General features: G+C 67.0%; 15 protein-coding genes and 1 riboswitch. Of the genes, 13 read left to right on the top strand and 2 right to left on the bottom strand.

Features of this window, described 5'->3' with window-relative positions; genetic code table 11:
* Nucleotides 1-151: 151 nt before the first annotated feature.
* Nucleotides 152-1,147, top strand: coding sequence for a thiamine pyrophosphate-dependent dehydrogenase E1 component subunit alpha (locus tag AC13EK_RS14250; protein WP_026108932.1), 996 nt, complete (start codon nt 152-154; stop codon nt 1,145-1,147).
* Nucleotides 1,144-2,130 carry an alpha-ketoacid dehydrogenase subunit beta gene (locus AC13EK_RS14245; protein ID WP_069337613.1) on the top strand — a complete coding sequence of 329 codons (987 nt, stop codon included), beginning with the start codon at nt 1,144-1,146 and terminating at the stop codon, nt 2,128-2,130. Before AC13EK_RS14250 ends, AC13EK_RS14245 begins: the two co-directional genes overlap by 4 nt.
* A gap of 46 nt (nt 2,131-2,176) precedes the next feature.
* Here the strand turns inward: AC13EK_RS14245 and AC13EK_RS14240 are convergent, their stop codons facing one another.
* Nucleotides 2,177-2,662, bottom strand: coding sequence for an Lrp/AsnC family transcriptional regulator (locus AC13EK_RS14240; RefSeq protein ID WP_004209492.1), 486 nt, complete (start codon nt 2,660-2,662; stop codon nt 2,177-2,179).
* Between the two features lie 94 nt (nt 2,663-2,756).
* Here AC13EK_RS14240 and phhA point away from each other — a divergent pair, with 94 nt between their 5' ends.
* From phhA to bluB, 11 genes are all read left to right on the top strand, one after another.
* Nucleotides 2,757-3,623: a phenylalanine 4-monooxygenase gene (phhA, locus tag AC13EK_RS14235; RefSeq protein WP_069337612.1), complete on the top strand. Its 867-nt coding sequence runs from the start codon at nt 2,757-2,759 to the stop codon at nt 3,621-3,623.
* A complete protein-coding gene (locus AC13EK_RS14230) occupies nt 3,620-4,831 on the top strand; it encodes an amino acid aminotransferase (RefSeq protein ID WP_069337611.1) in 1,212 nt (403 codons plus the stop codon). Before phhA ends, AC13EK_RS14230 begins: the two co-directional genes overlap by 4 nt.
* Nucleotides 4,832-4,841: 10 nt before the next feature.
* Nucleotides 4,842-5,882 (top strand): 4-hydroxyphenylpyruvate dioxygenase, encoded by a 1,041-nt coding sequence (gene hppD / locus AC13EK_RS14225; protein ID WP_069337610.1) that lies wholly within the window; start codon nt 4,842-4,844, stop codon nt 5,880-5,882.
* A complete protein-coding gene (hmgA, locus tag AC13EK_RS14220) occupies nt 5,875-7,191 on the top strand; it encodes a homogentisate 1,2-dioxygenase (protein ID WP_069337609.1) in 1,317 nt (438 codons plus the stop codon). The genes hppD and hmgA overlap by 8 nt, the downstream gene beginning before the upstream one ends.
* On the top strand, nt 7,188-8,480 hold the full coding sequence (gene fahA / locus AC13EK_RS14215) for a fumarylacetoacetase (protein ID WP_483022257.1): 1,293 nt from the start codon (nt 7,188-7,190) through the stop codon (nt 8,478-8,480). The genes hmgA and fahA overlap by 4 nt, the downstream gene beginning before the upstream one ends.
* Nucleotides 8,477-9,121: a maleylacetoacetate isomerase gene (maiA, locus tag AC13EK_RS14210; protein ID WP_069337607.1), complete on the top strand. Its 645-nt coding sequence runs from the start codon at nt 8,477-8,479 to the stop codon at nt 9,119-9,121. The genes fahA and maiA overlap by 4 nt, the downstream gene beginning before the upstream one ends.
* Nucleotides 9,118-9,495, top strand: a complete 378-nt coding sequence (locus tag AC13EK_RS14205) for a Rieske (2Fe-2S) protein (RefSeq protein WP_069337606.1) — start codon at nt 9,118-9,120, stop codon at nt 9,493-9,495. The genes maiA and AC13EK_RS14205 overlap by 4 nt, the downstream gene beginning before the upstream one ends.
* A 30-nt stretch (nt 9,496-9,525) precedes the next feature.
* Nucleotides 9,526-9,765, top strand: a riboswitch (cobalamin riboswitch).
* Between the two features lie 177 nt (nt 9,766-9,942).
* Nucleotides 9,943-10,995 carry a cobalamin biosynthesis protein CobW gene (cobW, locus tag AC13EK_RS14200; protein ID WP_069337605.1) on the top strand — a complete coding sequence of 351 codons (1,053 nt, stop codon included), beginning with the start codon at nt 9,943-9,945 and terminating at the stop codon, nt 10,993-10,995.
* Nucleotides 10,995-14,714, top strand: a complete 3,720-nt coding sequence (gene cobN / locus AC13EK_RS14195; RefSeq protein WP_277788064.1) for a cobaltochelatase subunit CobN — start codon at nt 10,995-10,997, stop codon at nt 14,712-14,714. Before cobW ends, cobN begins: the two co-directional genes overlap by 1 nt.
* A 2-nt stretch (nt 14,715-14,716) precedes the next feature.
* Entirely contained in the window at nt 14,717-15,322 is a 606-nt protein-coding gene (gene cobO, locus AC13EK_RS14190; RefSeq protein ID WP_069337603.1) for a cob(I)yrinic acid a,c-diamide adenosyltransferase, read from the top strand.
* On the top strand, nt 15,322-15,957 hold the full coding sequence (gene bluB, locus AC13EK_RS14185; RefSeq protein WP_069337602.1) for a 5,6-dimethylbenzimidazole synthase: 636 nt from the start codon (nt 15,322-15,324) through the stop codon (nt 15,955-15,957). The genes cobO and bluB overlap by 1 nt, the downstream gene beginning before the upstream one ends.
* Nucleotides 15,958-15,961: 4 nt before the next feature.
* On the opposite strand, the gene AC13EK_RS14180 is transcribed toward bluB, so the two are convergent.
* Nucleotides 15,962-17,806, bottom strand: a complete 1,845-nt coding sequence (locus AC13EK_RS14180; RefSeq protein WP_069337601.1) for an ABCB family ABC transporter ATP-binding protein/permease — start codon at nt 17,804-17,806, stop codon at nt 15,962-15,964.
* Nucleotides 17,807-18,022: the final 216 nt, after the last annotated feature.

The raw sequence follows: 18,022 nt of genomic DNA, 5'->3' as shown, positions 1-18,022 counted from the left end.
GCCGGCCGCATATCGGTGGAGCGAAATCGCGCGGGAAAGCGACGCATTTTCGCGCCTTTTGGGGCGCGGAGCTACATATCGCCGGGGCGAGTTGACCCCCGATGCCCGACGGCCAATGCAGGGGGCACATTCCATAGCCATCGAGGAACCCATGGCAGAGTTGAGCAACGCCCCGGCGCCGAGCCAGGAAGCGCTGGTGGACATCTACCGCCGCATGATCCGGATCGAGCGCAATGACGACGCGATCCGCAAGACCATCCGCCTGGGGCGGCTGGTCATGCCCTATTATTCGGCGCGCGGGCAGGAAGTGATCCCGGCGACCATCTCGTCGCTGCTGACCGACGACGACAAGATCTGCACCATCTATCGCGGCATCCACGACATGGTGGCCAAGGATATGCCGCTGCGCCCGCTCTGGGCAGAGATTGCCGGGCGCGTCGATGGCACTTGCAAGGGCAAGGGCGGACCGATGCACCTTACCCATCCCGAAACCGGGGTGATGGTGACGACCGGTATCGTCGGTTCCTCCATGCCGATCGCCAATGGCCTCGCTTGGGCGGCGAAGCTCGACGGTTCGAAGCGGGTGACGATCGCCTATTTCGGCGATGGCGCGTCGAATATCGGCGCCTTCCACGAAGCGCTGAACCTGGCGTCGGTGTGGAAGCTGCCGGTGATCTTCGTGTGCCAGAATAACGGCTTTGCCGAACATACGCGCTACGAGAATGGCACCTCGGTCGACTTCATCGCCAAGCGCGCGATCGGCTACGGCATGCCCGGCCATACCGTCGACGGCAATGATCCGCTCGCCATGTATGCCGCCGCGCATGAAGCGATCACCCGCGCTCGCGAGGGCGAGGGGCCGACCCTGCTGGAGTGCAAGACCTTCCGTTTCCTGGGCCACGTCCTGGGCGACGACGACAAATATATGACCAAGGAGGAAAAGGCCGCGGCGATCGCCAAGGACCCGCTGCCCGCCTTCAAGGCATGGCTGGTGGCACAGGGCCACGCGACCGAGGATCAGCTGGCCGAGATGCAGGCGAAGATCGAGGCCGAGGTCGAGGACGCCCAGGAATTCGGGCTGGCGAGCCCGCTGCCGTCGGTCGACGAACTGCGCCGCGATGTGTTTGCCCAGGAGATGCCCGCATGACGGCCAAGAAGATGAACTCGCTCCAGGCCGTCAATTCGGCCCTCGCCCAGGCGATGGCGGAAGATGACAAGGTGCTGGTGCTGGGCGAGGATGTCGCCGACCGCGAGGGCGGTGGTGTCACCGGCGCGACCGCTGGCCTGTCGACCCGCTTCGGCGACGATCGCGTCAAATCGACGCCGATTTCCGAACAGGCGATCATCGGCGCGGCGATCGGCGCGGCGCTGGCCGGCTACAAGCCGGTGGCGGAGATCATGCTGATGAACTTCACCACTGTCGCCATGGACATGATCTTCAACCATGCCGCCAAGCTGCGCTTCATGTCCGGCGGGCAGAGCACGGTGCCGATCACCATCCGCACCCTGACCGGCGCGGGCTGGCAGACCGCCGGCCAGCATGCCGACCATCTGGAAGGCTGGTTCGCTCACACCGCCGGCATCAAGGTGGTCGCGCCCTCGACCCCGGCCGATTACAAGGGGCTGCTGCTCTCCTGCATCCAGGATCCCGATCCCTGCATCTTCATTGAATCCGCCGGCAGCCTGTTCATTCCGGGCGAGGTGGATGAGGTCGCGACGCCGATCCCGCTGGGCAAGGCGCGGATCGTGCAGGAAGGCACCGACATCACCATCGTCTCCTGGTCGTCGCAGCTACTGCGCTGCCAGGCCGCGCTGCCGGCCTTGGCGGAGGCGGGCATTTCGGCCGAACTAGTCGACCTGCGCACCGTATCCCCCTGGGATCGCGAAGCGGTGCTGGCCTCGGTCGCCAAGACCGGCCGGGCGCTGGTGGTGCATGAAGCCGTGCGCGATTTCGGTCCGGGCGGCGAGATTGCCTCGACCATTGCCGAGGAACTGTTCGGTCAGCTCAAGGCCCCGGTTCGGCGCCTGGGCGCGCCCAAGTCGCCGGTGCCCTTCGCCAAGGTGCTGGAGGACGCCTATATCGTCTCGCCCGAGCGCGTGGCCGAAGCGGTCAAGGCGCTGATGGCCTGAAGATCGGAAGACGGCCGGGGCAGCAATTGCTCCGGCCGCTTTCTTCCTACCGTCCCGCTTCCCCCACCGGCAGCACCGTGGTGAATTTCGTCACCGACAAGGCGAAGTGGGAGGAAGCGCCGCCGACCGAGGGGTGTTTGAGCAGGTTGCGCATCAGGAAATGCTCATAATCGGCGACGTCGGAGGCCACGACCCGCATCAGATAGTCCCATTCGCCCGACATGAGGTAGCATTCCATGATCTGCGGATGCGCCTCGACAAAGGCGTGGAAGGCGTCGACGCTTTCGCTGGTGTGGCTCTTCATCCGCACGCTGCACAAGATGTTGACGGCGTGGCCCAGCTTCTCCGCATCGGCGAGGCGCACCGCGCCCTTGAGCACGCCCATCTCCTCCAGCGCCCTGATCCGTCGCCAGCAGGAGGGAGCGGTGCTGCCGACCCGTTCGGCCAGGTCCGCATTGCTGAGCGAGGCGTCACGCTGAAGCTCTGCGACGATGCGGCGGTCGAGCGCATCGAGATTGACGGATTTGTTCATGATATCGCCGATCCGTGAATTGATTTCCCAAAATCCTTCATAAATCCTGCCCGATTGAAAGGCAATTACGCCGACTCTGTGAGAGATTGGCGTGATGGTAGAGGAGCTTGATCCGCCCACAGGCGCTGCGGCCGACTGGACGATCCCGCAGGCGTGGGACCGGTACAGCGCGGCCGAGCACGCGATGTGGGACACGCTTTTCGAGCGCCAGTCCGCCATGCTGCCCGACCGGGTGGTGCCCGAGTTCATGGCCGGGCTCGACATATTGCGCATCAACCGCCCCGGCATCCCCAATTTCGAGGAATTGTCCGATCGGCTGATGCAGGCGACCGGCTGGCAGGTGGTGGCCGTGCCGGGGCTGGTGCCGGATGGGGTCTTTTTCGAGCATCTGGCCAATCGCCGCTTCGTCGCCGGCCGCTTCATCCGCACGCCTGAGCAGATCGACTATCTGCAGGAGCCGGACATCTTCCACGATGTCTTCGGCCATGTGCCGCTGCTCGCGAACCCGGTCTTTGCCGACTATATGCAGGCCTATGGCCAAGGCGGCCTGCGCGCCGCCGATCTGGGCGCGATCGAGCGGCTGGCCCGGCTCTACTGGTACACGGTCGAATTCGGCCTGATCCGCCGGCCCGAGGGGCTGCGCCTCTATGGCGCGGGCATCGTCTCCTCCTATGGCGAATCCGTCTTCGCGCTCGACGATCCCTCACCCCATCGCCTCGGTTTCGATCTCAGGAGGCTGATGCGCACCCGCTATCGGATCGACGATTATCAGCAGAGCTATTTCGTCATCGACAGTTTCGAGGATCTGCTGCGCCAGACGGTCGAGACCGACTTTGCCCCGCTTTATGCGGAGCTGGCAGGACAGCCCGATTTCGCGACCGACGCGATCACCGACACCGACATCATCTACACCCGTGGCACCCAGGCCTATGCCCGTGCCCGCGCTCCTGAGGTTCTATGACAGACACGACCCTTCTTGCCCCGGCGCCCGGCCGGTCCCTGTTCGGTGCGCTCGATCGCCAGGCGCCCGACGCGCTGCTGGGGCTGATCGCGCAATATCGCGCCGATCCGCGCGCCGACAAGATTGACCTGGGCGTCGGCGTCTATCGCGACGAGGCGGGCGCGACCCCGGTGATGCGCGCGGTGAAGGCGGCCGAAGCGGTGCTGCTGGCCGAACAGGGCAGCAAATCCTATCTCGGGCCGGAGGGTGACACGGGCTTTGTCGAACTGCTCGCCGCCATCGTCTTTGGCCCGCTGGCGGGGTCCGACCGGATCGCCGGGGTGCAGACGCCGGGCGGCACCGGCGCGCTGCGGCTCGGCGCGGACCTCATCGCCCGCGCCCGCCCCGGCGCCACCGTGTGGATCGGCGATCCGACCTGGCCCAATCATGCGCCGATCTTTCGCGAGGCCGGGCTGACGCTGGCGTCACACCGCTTTCTGGATGGTGCCGGCGCAGTCGATTTCGACGCAATGCGGACCGATCTGGCCGCGGCGCAGGCCGGCGACGTGCTGCTGCTCCATGGCTGCTGCCACAATCCGACCGGCGTCGATTTCAGCGCCGAACAATGGGCGGCGATCGCCGATCTGTGCGCGGCGCGCGGCCTGATCCCGTTCATCGACCTCGCCTATCAGGGGCTGGGCGACGGGCTGGAGGCGGATGCCGCCGCAACCCGCCAGATGTTGGCGGCCGTGCCCGATGCGCTGGTCGCCTATAGCTGCGACAAGAATTTCGGCCTCTATCGCGAGCGGGTGGGGGCGCTGTGGGTGCAGGGGGCGAATGCCGCGCTGACCATGCTCGCCTTTTCCAACATCGTCGCGCTGGCGCGCGGCATCTGGTCGATGCCGCCCGATCATGGCGCGGCGATCGTGCGCACCATATTGGAACGGCCGGCGATGCGCGCCGAATGGACGAGCGAGCTGGACCAGATGCGCACCCGCATCAATGCGCTGCGCGCCGCGCTGGCGGCGGCCCATCCGCAGCTCGCCGCCATTGCCGGCCAGCGCGGCATGTTCGCGATGCTGACGGTCACGCCAGCCGCCGTCGCCGCGATGCGCGCCGACCATGGCATCTACATGGCTGGCAATGGCCGCATCAACATCGCCGGGCTGCGGCTCGACACCATCCCCGCCTTCGTCGCCGGCCTTTCGCCGCATCTGCCTTCTGCCTGAGGACTTCTTCATGACCAACGATCCCGCCAACCCGCTGGGCCTCAACGGCTTCGAGTTCGTCGAATTCACCTCGCCCGAGCCCGAGAAGATGGCTGCCCAGTTCGAGCAGCTGGGCTTCACCGCGACCCATCGCCACCCGACCAAGAACATCACCCGCTACAAGCAGGGGCGGATCAACCTGATGCTCAATCGCGACGATGCCGGGCGGGTCGCCGCGTTCCGTGGCGAACATGGCCCCTCGGCCAGCGCCATGGCCTTTCGCGTTGCCGATCCCGATGCCGCGTTGCGCTGGGCGCTTGAGCATGGCGGCAAGCCGACGGACGAGAATGATACCGTGATCCAGGGGATTGGCGGCTCCTATCTCTATTTCATGCCCGATGGCGGCGATCCCTATGCCGACTGGGCCGAGTTCCCCGGCTGGCGGGAAGCGGAAGCGCGCAACAATGTCGGCCTCGACCTGCTCGACCATCTGACCCACAATGTGAAGCGTGGCCAGATGCGGGTGTGGAGCGAATTCTACCGCACCCTCTTCGGCTTCGAGGAACAGAAATATTTCGATATCAAGGGCAAGGCGACCGGCCTGTTCAGCCAGGCGATGATTGCCCCGGACAAGGCGATCCGCATTCCCCTGAACGAGAGCCAGGACGACAAGAGCCAGATCGAGGAGTTCATCCGCGACTATAATGGCGAGGGCATCCAGCATATCGCGCTCACTACCGCCAATATCTATGACACGGTCGAGCGGCTGCGCGCCCGCGGGGTGCGGCTGCAGGACACGATCGAGACCTATTATGAGCTGGTCGACCAGCGCGTGCCGGGTCATGGCGAGGATCTGGAACGTCTGAAGCGCAACCGCATTCTGATCGACGGCAATGTCGGCGAGGAGGGCATCTTGCTGCAGATCTTTACCGAGACGATGTTCGGCCCGATCTTCTTCGAGATCATCCAGCGCAAGGGCAATGAAGGCTTTGGCAATGGCAATTTCCAGGCGCTCTATGAATCGATCGAGCTGGACCAGATCCGTCGCGGCGTGATCACCGTCGATGAGTGACGCGCCGCCCCGGATGATGAGCGGCTTCGGCAATCATTTTTCGACCGAGGCGGTGGCCGGCGCGCTGCCGGTGGGGCGCAATTCGCCCCAGCGCCTGCCCTATGGCCTCTATGCCGAGCAATTGTCGGGCACCGCCTTCACCGCGCCACGGGCGGAGAACAGGCGCAGCTGGCTCTATCGCATGCGGCCGGCGGCATCGCATCCACCCTTCGCGCCTTATGATGCTGCAGCCTTGCTGCGCAGCGCGCCATTTGACGAGGTGCCGCCATCGCCCAACCGGCTTCGCTGGAACCCGCTGCCATTGCCTGAGCGTGACGTCGACTTCATCGACGGCCTCACCAGCTATGCCGGCAATGGCAATGTCGCGGCGGGCCAGGGTTGCGCCGTGCATCTCTATGCCGCGACCGCCTCGATGGTCGACCGCGCCTTCGTCTGCGCCGATGGCGAGATGCTGATCGTGCCGCAGCAGGGGGCGCTGCGTATCGTCACCGAACTGGGCGTGATCACCGTCGCGCCGTTGCAGGTCGCGCTGATCCCGCGCGGTGTCCGCTTCCGGGTCGAACTGACCGAGGGCGCCGCGCGCGGCTATGTCTGCGAAAATTACGGCGCGCCCTTCCGCCTGCCCGATCTGGGGCCGATCGGCGCCAACGGCCTGGCCAACCCGCGCGATTTCGAGGCGCCGGTCGCGGCATTCGAGGATGTCGAGCGGCCCTATGCGCTGGTGCAGAAATATATGGGACGGCTGTGGACAACCACGCTGGATCACAGCCCGTTCGACGTCGTCGCCTGGCACGGCAACCTCGCCCCGCTGCGCTATGACCTCACCCGCTTCAACACGATCAACACGGTCAGTTTCGACCATCCCGATCCCTCGATCTTCACGGTGCTGACCTCCCCGAGCGAGACGCCGGGCACCGCCAATATCGATTTCGTCATCTTCCCGCCGCGCTGGATGGTGGCGGAGGACACATTCCGGCCGCCCTGGTTCCACCGCAATGTGATGAGCGAGCTGATGGGGCTGATCCAGGGCGAATATGATGCCAAGGCGGGCGGTTTCGCGCCCGGCGGCGCGTCGCTGCATAATGGCATGGCCGGCCATGGCCCCGACCGGGCGAGTTATGACAAGGCGATCGCCGCCGACCTGGCGCCCCAGCGCATCGCCGACACCATGGCCTTCATGTTCGAAAGCCGCATGGTGCTGCGCCCGACGCGCTGGGCGATGGAAAGCCCGCTACTGCAACCCGATTATGATGAATGCTGGTCCGGCTTCCGCAAGGCCCAGCTTCCCCCGATGAACGAGACCCCATGAGCTATTGGCACATAGACGAGACCCATGATCCCGCCCGCACCAGCTGGGTTGCGAGCGCGCAGGATCATGGCGACTTTCCGATCCAGAATCTGCCTTATGGGCTACTTTCGCCCGCAGGAGCTTCGCCCCGCGCCGGTGTCGCGATCGGCGACGCGATATTGGACCTGGCCGGTTGCGTTCGCGCCGGGCTGATCGATTGCGCGCCGCTGCTGGAAGACCAGCTCAATGCGCTGATGGCGCTGCCGGTGACCGAACGGGTCGCCCTGCGCCGCCGGATCAGCGCGATGCTGTCGGACCCGGCCCATCGCCCGGCGGTCGAGCCGCTGCTGCACCGGGCGGTGGACTGCACGCTGCACCTGCCGGCGCGGATCGGCGACTATAGCGACTTCTATGTCGGCATCCATCACGCCAACAATATCGGCCGCCAGTTCCGGCCCGACAATCCGCTGCTGCCCAATTATAAATATGTGCCGATCGGCTATCATGGCCGGGCGTCCTCGATCCGCCCGTCGGGCGCGCCGCTGGTCCGTCCGCGCGGCCAGCGCAAGCCGCCCGCGGCCGAAGTGCCTGTGGTCGGCCCGACTGCCCGGCTCGACTATGAGCTGGAACTGGGCGTGTGGATCGGCGCCGGCAATGATCTGGGCAGCCCGATCCCCATCAGCGAGGCGGCGGATCATGTCGCCGGCTTCTGCCTGCTCAACGACTGGTCGGCGCGCGATTTCCAGGCGTGGGAATATCAGCCGCTCGGGCCCTTCCTGGCCAAGAATTTCCATTCGACCATTTCGCCCTGGGTGGTGACGCCCGAGGCGCTGGCGCCGTTCCGCATCGCCCAGCCGCCCCGGCCGCAGGGCGATCCCGCGCCGTTGCCTTACCTCAGCGATGCCGACGACCAGGCCCATGGCGCGCTTGCGCTGACGCTGGAAGTCTATCTCTCCACCCAGGCGATGCGCGACGCAGGCCAGCCGCCGATGCGGCTGAGCCAGGGGCCGGCCAGCAACATGTACTGGACCGTCAGCCAGATCGTCACCCATCATGCCTCCAATGGCTGCAACCTGATGCCCGGCGATCTGCTCGGCAGCGGCACCATCTCCGCCCCGACGCGCGAGGGCTATGGCAGCCTGATGGAGATCAGCAGCGGCGGGCGCGAGCCGATCAGCCTGCCGTCGGGCGAGACGCGCTGCTTCCTGGAGGATGGCGACGAGGTGACATTGCGCGCCACCGCGTCCGCCCCCGGCCATGTGTCGATCGGCTTTGGCGAATGCCGCGCGATGATCGTGCCGGCGCGATGAGCGACCTTACCCTTCATGGCTATTGGCGATCGAGCGCGAGCTATCGCGTGCGGATTGCGCTGGCCCTGAAGGGCGTCGACTATGCACAGGTCAACCATGACCTGCGCAGTGGCGCGCAGCGCGCACCCGACTATCGGGCGCTGGCGCCGCAGGGGCTGGTGCCCGCGCTGGTCGCGGGCGACAGCGTGCTGACGCAGAGCGGCGCGATCCTCGAATGGATCGAGGCACGCTGGCCGCAGCCGTCCTTGCTGCCCGCCGACCCCGGCGAGGCGGCGATCGTCCGCGCCATGGCCGCCATCATCGCCTGCGACATTCATCCGCTCGGCAATCTGCGCGTGTTGCAGGCGCTGCGGCAGGACTTCGATGCCAGCGAGGATCAGGTCCGCGCCTGGATCGCCCGCTGGATCGGCGAGGGATTTGCTGCGCTCGAAACGCTGGTTGCGCGTCATGGCGGCACCCATGCCTTCGGCGACGGCCCCAGCTTCGCCGACTGCCATATCGTGCCCCAACTCTACAATGCCCGGCGCTTCGGCGTCGACCTGACGCCCTTTCCGCGGCTGTGCGCCGTGGACGCGGCGGCATGCGCGCTCCCCGCCTTTGCCGCCGCGCACCCCGATCGCCAGCCCGACGCCGACGCATGAGCGACACCGACACGCGCCTGTTCGCGACGCCGGCGGGTGTGCGCCTTTGCCCGATCGACCAGATCGCCGACTGCAAGGCGCGCAATTTCGTGCTGCAGATGCGCGCCGGCCGCTTCCATGGCTTTGCCGTGCGCACCGGCGATCATGTCGCCGGCTATGTCGACCAATGCCCCCATGCCGGCCTGCCGCTGGCGCAGCAGCTGGACGATTATCTGACCCCGGATGGCAGCCATATCCGCTGTAGCTGGCACGGCGCCATTTTCCGCCGCGACGATGGTGTCTGCGTCGGCGGGCCGTGCGTCGGTCAGCGCCTTACGCCCTGGCCACTCGCCATCGCCGATGGCTGGATTGTCACCGCTGCCCAAAGCGACTAGGAACCGGCCCAGGGACGGCGCTTCGCATCGTCCCGACATGATCGCGCCGGTGCCCCCACGGGGGCTTAAAATGGGAAGGCGGTGCGGATGCCATGGCATCCAAGTCCGCAGCTGTCCCTGCAACTGTGAGCGGCGAGCGTGATGAACAGCGCCCTCCCCAGCCGGGAGGGCAGCCACTGGGCCGGACGCTAAATCCTGCGAGGCCTGGGAAGGCCGTTCCTCCCGCTATGACCCGCAAGCCAGGAGACCTGCCGGCGTTTAGGTCGCTCTTGCTTTGGTCCAGGGGATGGCCGGGGCACGGTGTTCCGTCTGAGCGACAGGTTGGCGGCTGGAGCCGCGCGGTCACGCATCTGCGGGCGAACAAGCGCCCGTCCGCGATGCTGGCCGGCCGTGCGCGCGCGCCCGGTTCGCTCCCGCCCCGGTTGCTCCGGCGCGCGAGTATTTGTCATGGCCAACACTGCATCTGCCAAGATTCCGACCACCGTCATCACCGGCTTCCTGGGCGCGGGCAAGACCACGCTGATCCGCCATCTGCTGGAAAATGCGAAGGGGCGCCGGCTCGCCCTCATCATCAACGAATTTGGCGATGTCGGCGTCGACGGCGAACTGGTGAAGGGCTGCAACGACGCCGCCTGCCCCGAAGAGGATATTGTCGAGCTGGCCAATGGCTGCATCTGCTGCACCGTGGCCGACGATTTCCTGCCGACCATGACCGCGCTGCTCGACCGGCCGAGCCCGCCCGACCATATCATCATCGAAACCTCGGGCCTGGCCCTGCCCAAGCCGCTGGTCAAGGCGTTCCAGTGGCCCGACATCCGCACCCGCGCCACGGTGGACGGCGTCGTCGCGCTGATCGACGCCGATGCGGTCGCCGCCGGCCGTTTTGCCACGGACGAGGCCGCCCTGGCCGCGGCGCGCGCCGCCGACCCCAATCTGGACCATGACAGCCCGCTGGAGGAATTGTTCGAGGATCAGCTCGCCTGCGCCGACATGGTGGTGCTGAACAAGAGCGACCTGGTCGATGCCGACACGCTGGCCGCGGTCGAGGCGCAGGTCGATGCCGAAACGCGGCCCGGCGTGAAGATCGTCCGCGCTGCCCATGGTGCGGTCGATATCGGCGCGCTGCTGGGCATCGTCGCGGCGGCGGAGGATGATCTCGACGCCCGGCCCTCGCACCATGAGGCGGAGGGTGAGGATCATGACCATGATGATTTCGACAGCTTCGTCGTCGGCGGCGATGCCGTTGCCGATCCCGATACGCTGGTGGAGGCGCTGTCCGCGCTGATCGCCACCCATGACGTGCTGCGCATCAAGGGCATGGTCGCGGTCGCGGGCAAGCCGATGCGCCTCGTCGTGCAGGCGGTTGGCCCGCGCATCCAGCATTTCTTCGACCATCCCTGGCAGCCGCAGGAAGCGCGCCGCACCCAGCTGGTGGTGATCGGCCAGAAGGGGCTGGACCGCGCCGCGATCGAGGCCGACATCCAGGCCGTGCTCGGCTGATGCATCTTCTGTCCGCCACGCCGGGAACGATCAGCGACGGCGAGGAGGCGATCGACCTCGATCAGCCGCCCGGCGACATCGTCATCCTGACCGTGGCGGACAGCGACCTGGCCTGTTTCGCCGCTGCCGCCGCGCGCCTGCCCGATGACGCGCCGAGCGTGCGGCTGGCCAATCTGCTGCAGCTCAAACATCCCTATTCGGTCGACCTCTATGTCGAGAAGGTGATCGCCAAGGCGCGCTTCGTCTGCGTCATCCTGCTCGGTGGCAAGAGCTACTGGCCCTATGGCGTGGACGAGATTGCGCAGGTCGCGCGCGAGCGGGGCATCGCCTTCGCCGCGATCGCCGACGGGCGGGAGGGCGATCCGGCGCTGGATCGTGCTTCCACCGTGCCGGCGGCGATGCGCGAGCAGTTGCGGGACTATCTGCGCCAGGGCGGCACCGCCAATGCTTTGTCCTTCCTGCGCTGCGCCGCGCGGCTGATCGGCGCGGATGCGGGCGAGCCAGACCATCCGCTGCCGATCGCCGACGCGGGCCTCTATCTGCCCGGCCATGACCGACCCGGCGTGGCCGAATTGCGCGCGACCTGGGTCGAGGGGCGGCCGGTGGCGCTGCTGATCTTCTATCGCGCCTTGGTGGTGGCCGGCACGCTGAGCGCGGTCGATGCGATGGTCGCAGCGCTTGGCGCGCGCGGCTTCAATGTCGCCGCCGTCCATGTCCGCGCGCTGCGCGAACCCTTCGTGCGCGACTGGCTCGGCGGGCTGCTGGCCGACATCGCGCCCGACATCATCGTCAATGCGACGAGCTTCGCCGCCTCCTCTTCGTCCGAACCGCGCGTGCCGGGCATATTGGAGCAGGCCGATTGCCCGATCCTGCAGACCGCCTTTGCCGGGGTCGAGGAAGGCAGCTGGCGCGGGTCCGCCCGTGGCCTTGGTCCGCGCGACCTGGCGATGAATGTCGCCCTGCCCGAAGTGGACGGGCGCCTCTTCACCCGCGCCGTCGCCTTCAAGGCGGCCGAACGGTTCGACGCGCGAACCCAGTGCGGCATCATCGTGCCACGCGTGGCACCCGACCGGGTCGCCTTCGTCGCCGATCTGGCGCGCAACTGGGCGGCGCTGCGCCGCACCGCGCCGGCCGAGCGCCGGGTCGCGCTGGTGCTGGCCAATTATCCCAATCGCGATGGGCGGATCGGCAATGGCGTCGGCCTCGACACGCCGGCCAGCGCCGCCGCGATCCTGCGCAAATTGGGCGAGGCCGGCTATGCGATCGGCGACGCCCCGCGCGATGGCGCTGCACTGATGCGGCTGATGACCGGCGGCGTCACCAATGACCGGGCGTCGATCGACCGACCGGGCGAGGTCAGCCTGTCGCTCGATGCCTATCGCGCCGCCCTTGCCGCTCTGCCGGACAGCGCGCGGGACGCCATGGTCGATCGCTGGGGCGCGCCCGAGGCCGATCCCTTCGTGCGCGACGGCGCCTTTTGCCTCGCCGTCCATCGCTTCGGTCATGTCGCGATCGCGGTGCAGCCGGCGCGCGGCTATAATATCGATCCCAAGAGCAGCTATCATGACCCCGCGCTGCCGCCGCCCCACGCCTATCTCGCCTTCCATGTCTGGCTGGCGCAGGACTTCGGCGCGCAGGCGCTGGTCCATGTCGGCAAGCATGGCAATCTGGAATGGCTGCCGGGCAAGGCGGTGTCGCTCTCGGCCGATTGCTTCCCCGAAATCTGCGCCGGGCCGGTGCCGCAACTCTATCCCTTCATCGTCAATGATCCGGGCGAGGGGACACAGGCCAAGCGCCGCATCGGCGCCGTCATCCTCGACCATCTGACCCCGCCGCTGACGCGGGCGGAAAGCTATGGGCCGCTCAAGCAGCTGGAAGCGCTGGTGGACGAATATTATCTTGCCGCCGGCATGGACCCGCGCCGGCTCGACCGGCTGCGCCGCGATATCATCGACCTCGCCCGCAGCCAGGGGCTGGACAAGGATGCGGGGGCCGCTGGCGACGATGACGACGCGCTTGCCGCGATCGACAATTATCTGTGCGAGCTGAAGGAATTGCAGATCCGCGACGGGCTGCATGTCTTCACCGCCTCGCCGCAGGGGCGGCTGCGCCGCGATCTGCTGATCGCGCTGGCGCGCACGCCGCGCGGGCTCGATCATCCGGGGCAGGCGTCCTTGCTGCGCGCGCTGGCCGATGATCTGAGGCTCGGCTTCGATCCGCTCGATTGCGTGCTGGGGGCGCCGTGGCAGGGGGCGCGTCCGGCGGCATTGGCGGACTTATCCACAGATGCCTGGCGCACCCATGGCGACATGGTCGAGCGGCTGGAACTGCTGGCGGCGGCGCTGGTCGATGGCGCGGCGTCGGTCGGCCCGGCCAGCGCCGCGGTACTGGCGGCGATCGCGGATGATCTGGCGCCGCGCGTCGACGCCTGTGGCCCGCGTGAGGCGGCGGCGCTGCTGGCCGGGCTTGACGGACGGTTCGTGCTGCCCGGACCTTCGGGCGCGCCGACGCGCGGCCGGCCCGACGTGCTGCCGACCGGACGCAATTTCTTTTCGGTCGATACCCGCGCGGTGCCGACCGCCGTCGCCTGGGATCTGGGGCAGAGATCGGCGCAATTGCTGGTCGACGATTATCTCCAGCGCGAGGGCGACTATCCCCGCGCCATCGCCCTGTCCGCCTGGGGCACGGCGAACATGCGCACCGGCGGCGATGATATTGCGCAGGCACTGGCGCTGATGGGGGTGCGGCCGCGCTGGGAATGGAGTTCGGGGCGGGTCGTCGGCTTCGATATGATGACCCTGGCCGAGTTGGGCCGACCGCGCGTGGACGTGACGTTGCGCGTCTCCGGCTTCTTCCGCGACGCCTTCCCCGAACAGATCGACCTGATCGACAGCGCCGCCCGTGCGGTGATGGCGCTGGATGAGCCGGACGAGGATAATCCCGCCGCCGCCCGGCATCGTGCCGAACAGGCAGCGCTGGTGGCGGATGGTGCCGATGCGGCGGAGGCCGCGCGCCGCGCTGGTGCCCGCGTGTTCGGATCGAAACCCGGCGCCTATGGCGCGGGACTGCAGGCGATGATCGACGAGAAGATCTGGCACAGCCGCGCCGATCTGGCGAACGTCTATCTCGACTGGGGCGGCTATGCCTATGGCGCGGGGGTGGAGGGCGACAGCGAACGCAGCCTGTTCGCCACCCGCCTGGCCCAGGCCGACGCGGTTGTCCAGAACCAGGATAATCGCGAGCATGACCTGCTCGACAGCGACGATTATTATCAGTTCGAAGGAGGCATCGCCGCCGCCATCGAACATCTGAAAGGCACCCGGCCGCTCATCTATCATAACGACCATAGCCGCCCGGAGCGGCCGGTGATCCGCACGCTGGAGGATGAGATCGGCCGCATCGTGCGCGCCCGCGTCACCAACCCCAAATGGATCGCTGGCGTCATGCGCCATGGCTATAAGGGCGCGTTCGAGATCGCCGCCTCGGTCGACTATCTCTTCGCCTTCGCCGCCACCACCCATGCGGTACGCGACCATCATTTCGACGCCGTCCATGCTGCCTTCATCGAGGATGAGGCCGTGCGCGCCTTCATGGCCGACGCCAATCCCGCCGCCCTGCGCGAGACCGCCGCCCGGCTGGCCGAGGCGCTAGAACGCGGCCTGTGGAAACCCAGATCGAACAGCGCGGGCATGCTGCTCGCCCAGCTTGCAGGAGAGTGATGATGGTCGAACGCACCGACGAACAGCATGCGGAAAAGATGAAGAAGAAGCAGGCCGCCCATGACAAGATCATGGCGACCAAGACCCAGGAAAAGGGCCTGCTGATCGTCCATACCGGCAAGGGCAAGGGCAAGACCACGGCGGCGCTGGGCATGGTCGTGCGCATGATCGGTCATGGCAAGAAGGTCGGCGTGGTCCAGTTCGTAAAAGGCGCGATGACCACCGGCGAAAAGGCGGTGTTCGATGCCTTTCCCGCACAGGTCGAGTTCAAGCCGATGGGCGAGGGCTTCACCTGGAACACCCAGGATCGCAGTCGCGACATCGCGCTGGCGCGCGAGGCGTGGGACGAGGTGAAGCGCATGGTCGCCGACCCCGATTATGCCCTGGTGCTGGCCGATGAACTCAACATCGTGCTGCGCTACGATTATCTGCCGCTGGACGAGGTGCTGTCGGTGTTGACCGGCAAGGACGCGATGAAACATGTCGTCGTCACCGGCCGCAACGCGCCTGAGGCGCTGATCGAGGCGGCCGATCTGGTAACCGAAATGACCATGATCAAGCATCCCTTCCGCAGCGGGGTGAAGGCGCAGGCCGGCATCGAATATTGATGCAGGCCTTTAATCCCGATTTCTGCGTGACGCTGACGGAGTTGCTCACCTGGCGCCGCGATGTGCGCCATTTCCGCACCGATCCGCTGGACGAGGCGATGGTGCTGGAACTGCTGACGCTGGCGCAACTGGCGCCCTCGGTCGGCAACAGCCAGCCTTGGCGCTTCGTCCGGGTAAGGACGCCGGCGCTGCGCGCGGCATTGGCCGATCATGTCGATGCCGAACGCGAGCGCGCCACCAGCCAGATCGCCGACGCGACCCGGCATGATGCCTATCGCGCGCTGAAGCTGCACGGGCTGGGCGAGGCGCCGGAGATCATCGCGGTCTTCTGCGACGATGCGACATCGGCCGGCGCGGGGCTGGGCGCGGCGACCATGCCGCAGACCCGCCTCCATTCGGTGGTGCTGGCGATCCACACGCTGTGGCTGGCCGCACGGGCGCGTGGGCTGGCGCTCGGCTGGGTGTCGATCCTCGACCCGGCCTTCGTCGCGCGGACGCTGGCGGTGCCCGACGACTGGACCTTCGCCGCCCTGCTGTGCCTGGGCCATCCCGAAGCGGTCGCCGACACGCCCGAACTGGACCGGCTGGGCTGGCAGGCCCGGCTCGATCCCCTGGCGCAGATCAGCGAGTGCTGACCATTTATTGCGGGGCGACCTCGAACATGTCCTCGATCCCCGGCTCTTCGGGCATGTCGTCGCGTTCGGTCGCCTGGCGCGCCCACATGGTGGCGTAGAGACCGTCGGCGCGGACCAGATCGGCATGGCGGCCACGCTCGACGATGCGGCCGCCGTCCAGCACGATGATCTCGTCGGCATCGACCACGGTCGACAGGCGATGGGCCACCACCAATGTCGTGCGCTTGCGGCTGATGTCGCGCAGCACGGTCTGGATTTCGGTCTCGGTGCGACTGTCGAGCGCGCTGGTCGCTTCGTCCAGCACCAGTAGCGGTGGGTCTTTCAGCAGGGTGCGGGCGATGGCGACGCGCTGTTTCTCGCCGCCCGACAGCTTGAGGCCACGCTCGCCGACGCGGGTGTCATAGCCCTGGGGCAGGCTCATGATGAAATCATGGATCGACGCCGCCTTGGCTGCGGCCTCGATTTCATCCTGGCGCGCGCCTTCGCGGCCATAGCCGATATTATAGCCGACCGTGTCGTTGAACAGGACCATGTCCTGCGGCACGATGCCGATCGCGGCGCGCAGCGATGCCTGCGTCACGGCGGCGATATCCTGCCCGTCGATCGACACGGTGCCGCCCTGGATATCGTAGAAGCGGAACAGGATGCGGGCGATGGTCGACTTGCCCGCGCCCGATGGGCCGACGATGGCGAGCGTCTTGCCCGCCGGCACCGCGAAGCTGACGCCATGGAGGATTTCGCGCTCGGGATCATAACCGAAGCGGACAGCGTCGAAGCGAACCGCGCCGCCCGCCACCTGCAGCGCCGGGGCGCCGGGCGCGTCCGCCACCTCCGTCTCGGTATCGATCAGCTTGTACATCGCCTCCATGTCGATCAGGCCCTGGCGGATGGTGCGATAGACCATGCCGAGCAGGTCGAGCGGGCGGAACAGCTGCGACAACAGCGTATTCACCAGCACCACGTCGCCGGTCGAGAATTGCCCCCGGCTCCAGCCCCAGACGGTATAGGCCATCGCTCCGCCCATCATCAGGTTGGTGATCAGCGACTGGCCGATATTGAGCCAGGCGAGGCTGTTTTCCGATTTTACCGCCGCCTTGGCATAGCGGCGCATGGCGGTGCCGTAGCGCCGCGCCTCGCGCTCCTCCGCACCGAAATATTTGACCGTCTCGAAATTCAGCAGGCTGTCGACGGCATGGGCGACGGCGCTGGTGTCCATGTCCACCATGTCGCGGCGCAGCTGGTTGCGCCATTCGGTGACGAGCCGGGTGAACCAGATATAGAGGGCGACCATGACCAGCGTCGCGGCGACCAGGCCGGGGCCGAACTTCACCAGGAAGATGGCGCAGACGGCAAGCAGTTCCAGCACCGTCGGCGCGATGTTGAACAGCAGGAAATAGAGCATCGTGTCGATGCTTTTCGTGCCGCGCTCGACGATCTTGGTGACGGCGCCGGTGCGCCGGTCGAGATGGAAGCGCAGCGACAGGCGGTGGAGATGGACGAAGACGTCGTCGGCCAGGCGCCGGCCCGCTTCCTGCCCGACCTTCTCGAAAATGGCGTTGCGCAGATTGTCGAACAACACGCCGCCAAAGCGCGCGCCGGCATAGGCGACGACCAGCGCCATGGCGAGGCCGGCGGCCGGTTCCAGCCCCGGCGCCATCCGGTCGATCGCGCCCTTATAGGCAAAGGGCATGGAGAGGGTGACGACCTTGGCCAGCGCGACCAGCGCCAGCGCCACCGCGACGCGGCGACGCAGCGCCGGCGCATCGGCCGGCCAGAGATAGGGGATGAAGCGCCGCAGCGTGGCCCAGGCGGGCGGAAGGGGCGTGGAATCGGGCGTGGCTGGGGGCATTTGTCGCTATTTAGGGCATGACGGGCGGCAATCCAGTGGCGCGACCATCCGGCCGGCCACGCAAAAGCGCCCCTTGTTGGAGATGATCCGCTTAACTTCGCATATTTCCCGCACATTCTGACATTTTCTTGCGCCCCGCCGATCCTATCGAAAAGTCGGGAACCGGGTGGCAAGAATAGCAAAGCGGGCTGCTGTAGGACAGCATCTTGCCCCGAT

This window comes from Sphingobium sp. L-44 (assembly GCF_056859495.1).
Note: the sequence above shows the minus strand (reverse complement) of the source record. Positions and strands in the feature narration are given on the sequence as shown.

Coding starts and splice junctions, on each gene's coding strand:
- AC13EK_RS14250 (WP_026108932.1), top strand. CDS start 152: ATGGCAGAGTTGAGCAACGCCCCGGCGCCGAGCCAGGAAGCGCTGGTG.
- AC13EK_RS14245 (WP_069337613.1), top strand. CDS start 1,144: ATGACGGCCAAGAAGATGAACTCGCTCCAGGCCGTCAATTCGGCCCTC.
- AC13EK_RS14240 (WP_004209492.1), bottom strand. CDS start 2,662: ATGAACAAATCCGTCAATCTCGATGCGCTCGACCGCCGCATCGTCGCA.
- phhA (WP_069337612.1), top strand. CDS start 2,757: ATGGTAGAGGAGCTTGATCCGCCCACAGGCGCTGCGGCCGACTGGACG.
- AC13EK_RS14230 (WP_069337611.1), top strand. CDS start 3,620: ATGACAGACACGACCCTTCTTGCCCCGGCGCCCGGCCGGTCCCTGTTC.
- hppD (WP_069337610.1), top strand. CDS start 4,842: ATGACCAACGATCCCGCCAACCCGCTGGGCCTCAACGGCTTCGAGTTC.
- hmgA (WP_069337609.1), top strand. CDS start 5,875: ATGAGTGACGCGCCGCCCCGGATGATGAGCGGCTTCGGCAATCATTTT.
- fahA (WP_483022257.1), top strand. CDS start 7,188: ATGAGCTATTGGCACATAGACGAGACCCATGATCCCGCCCGCACCAGC.
- maiA (WP_069337607.1), top strand. CDS start 8,477: ATGAGCGACCTTACCCTTCATGGCTATTGGCGATCGAGCGCGAGCTAT.
- AC13EK_RS14205 (WP_069337606.1), top strand. CDS start 9,118: ATGAGCGACACCGACACGCGCCTGTTCGCGACGCCGGCGGGTGTGCGC.
- cobW (WP_069337605.1), top strand. CDS start 9,943: ATGGCCAACACTGCATCTGCCAAGATTCCGACCACCGTCATCACCGGC.
- cobN (WP_277788064.1), top strand. CDS start 10,995: ATGCATCTTCTGTCCGCCACGCCGGGAACGATCAGCGACGGCGAGGAG.
- cobO (WP_069337603.1), top strand. CDS start 14,717: ATGGTCGAACGCACCGACGAACAGCATGCGGAAAAGATGAAGAAGAAG.
- bluB (WP_069337602.1), top strand. CDS start 15,322: ATGCAGGCCTTTAATCCCGATTTCTGCGTGACGCTGACGGAGTTGCTC.
- AC13EK_RS14180 (WP_069337601.1), bottom strand. CDS start 17,806: ATGCCCCCAGCCACGCCCGATTCCACGCCCCTTCCGCCCGCCTGGGCC.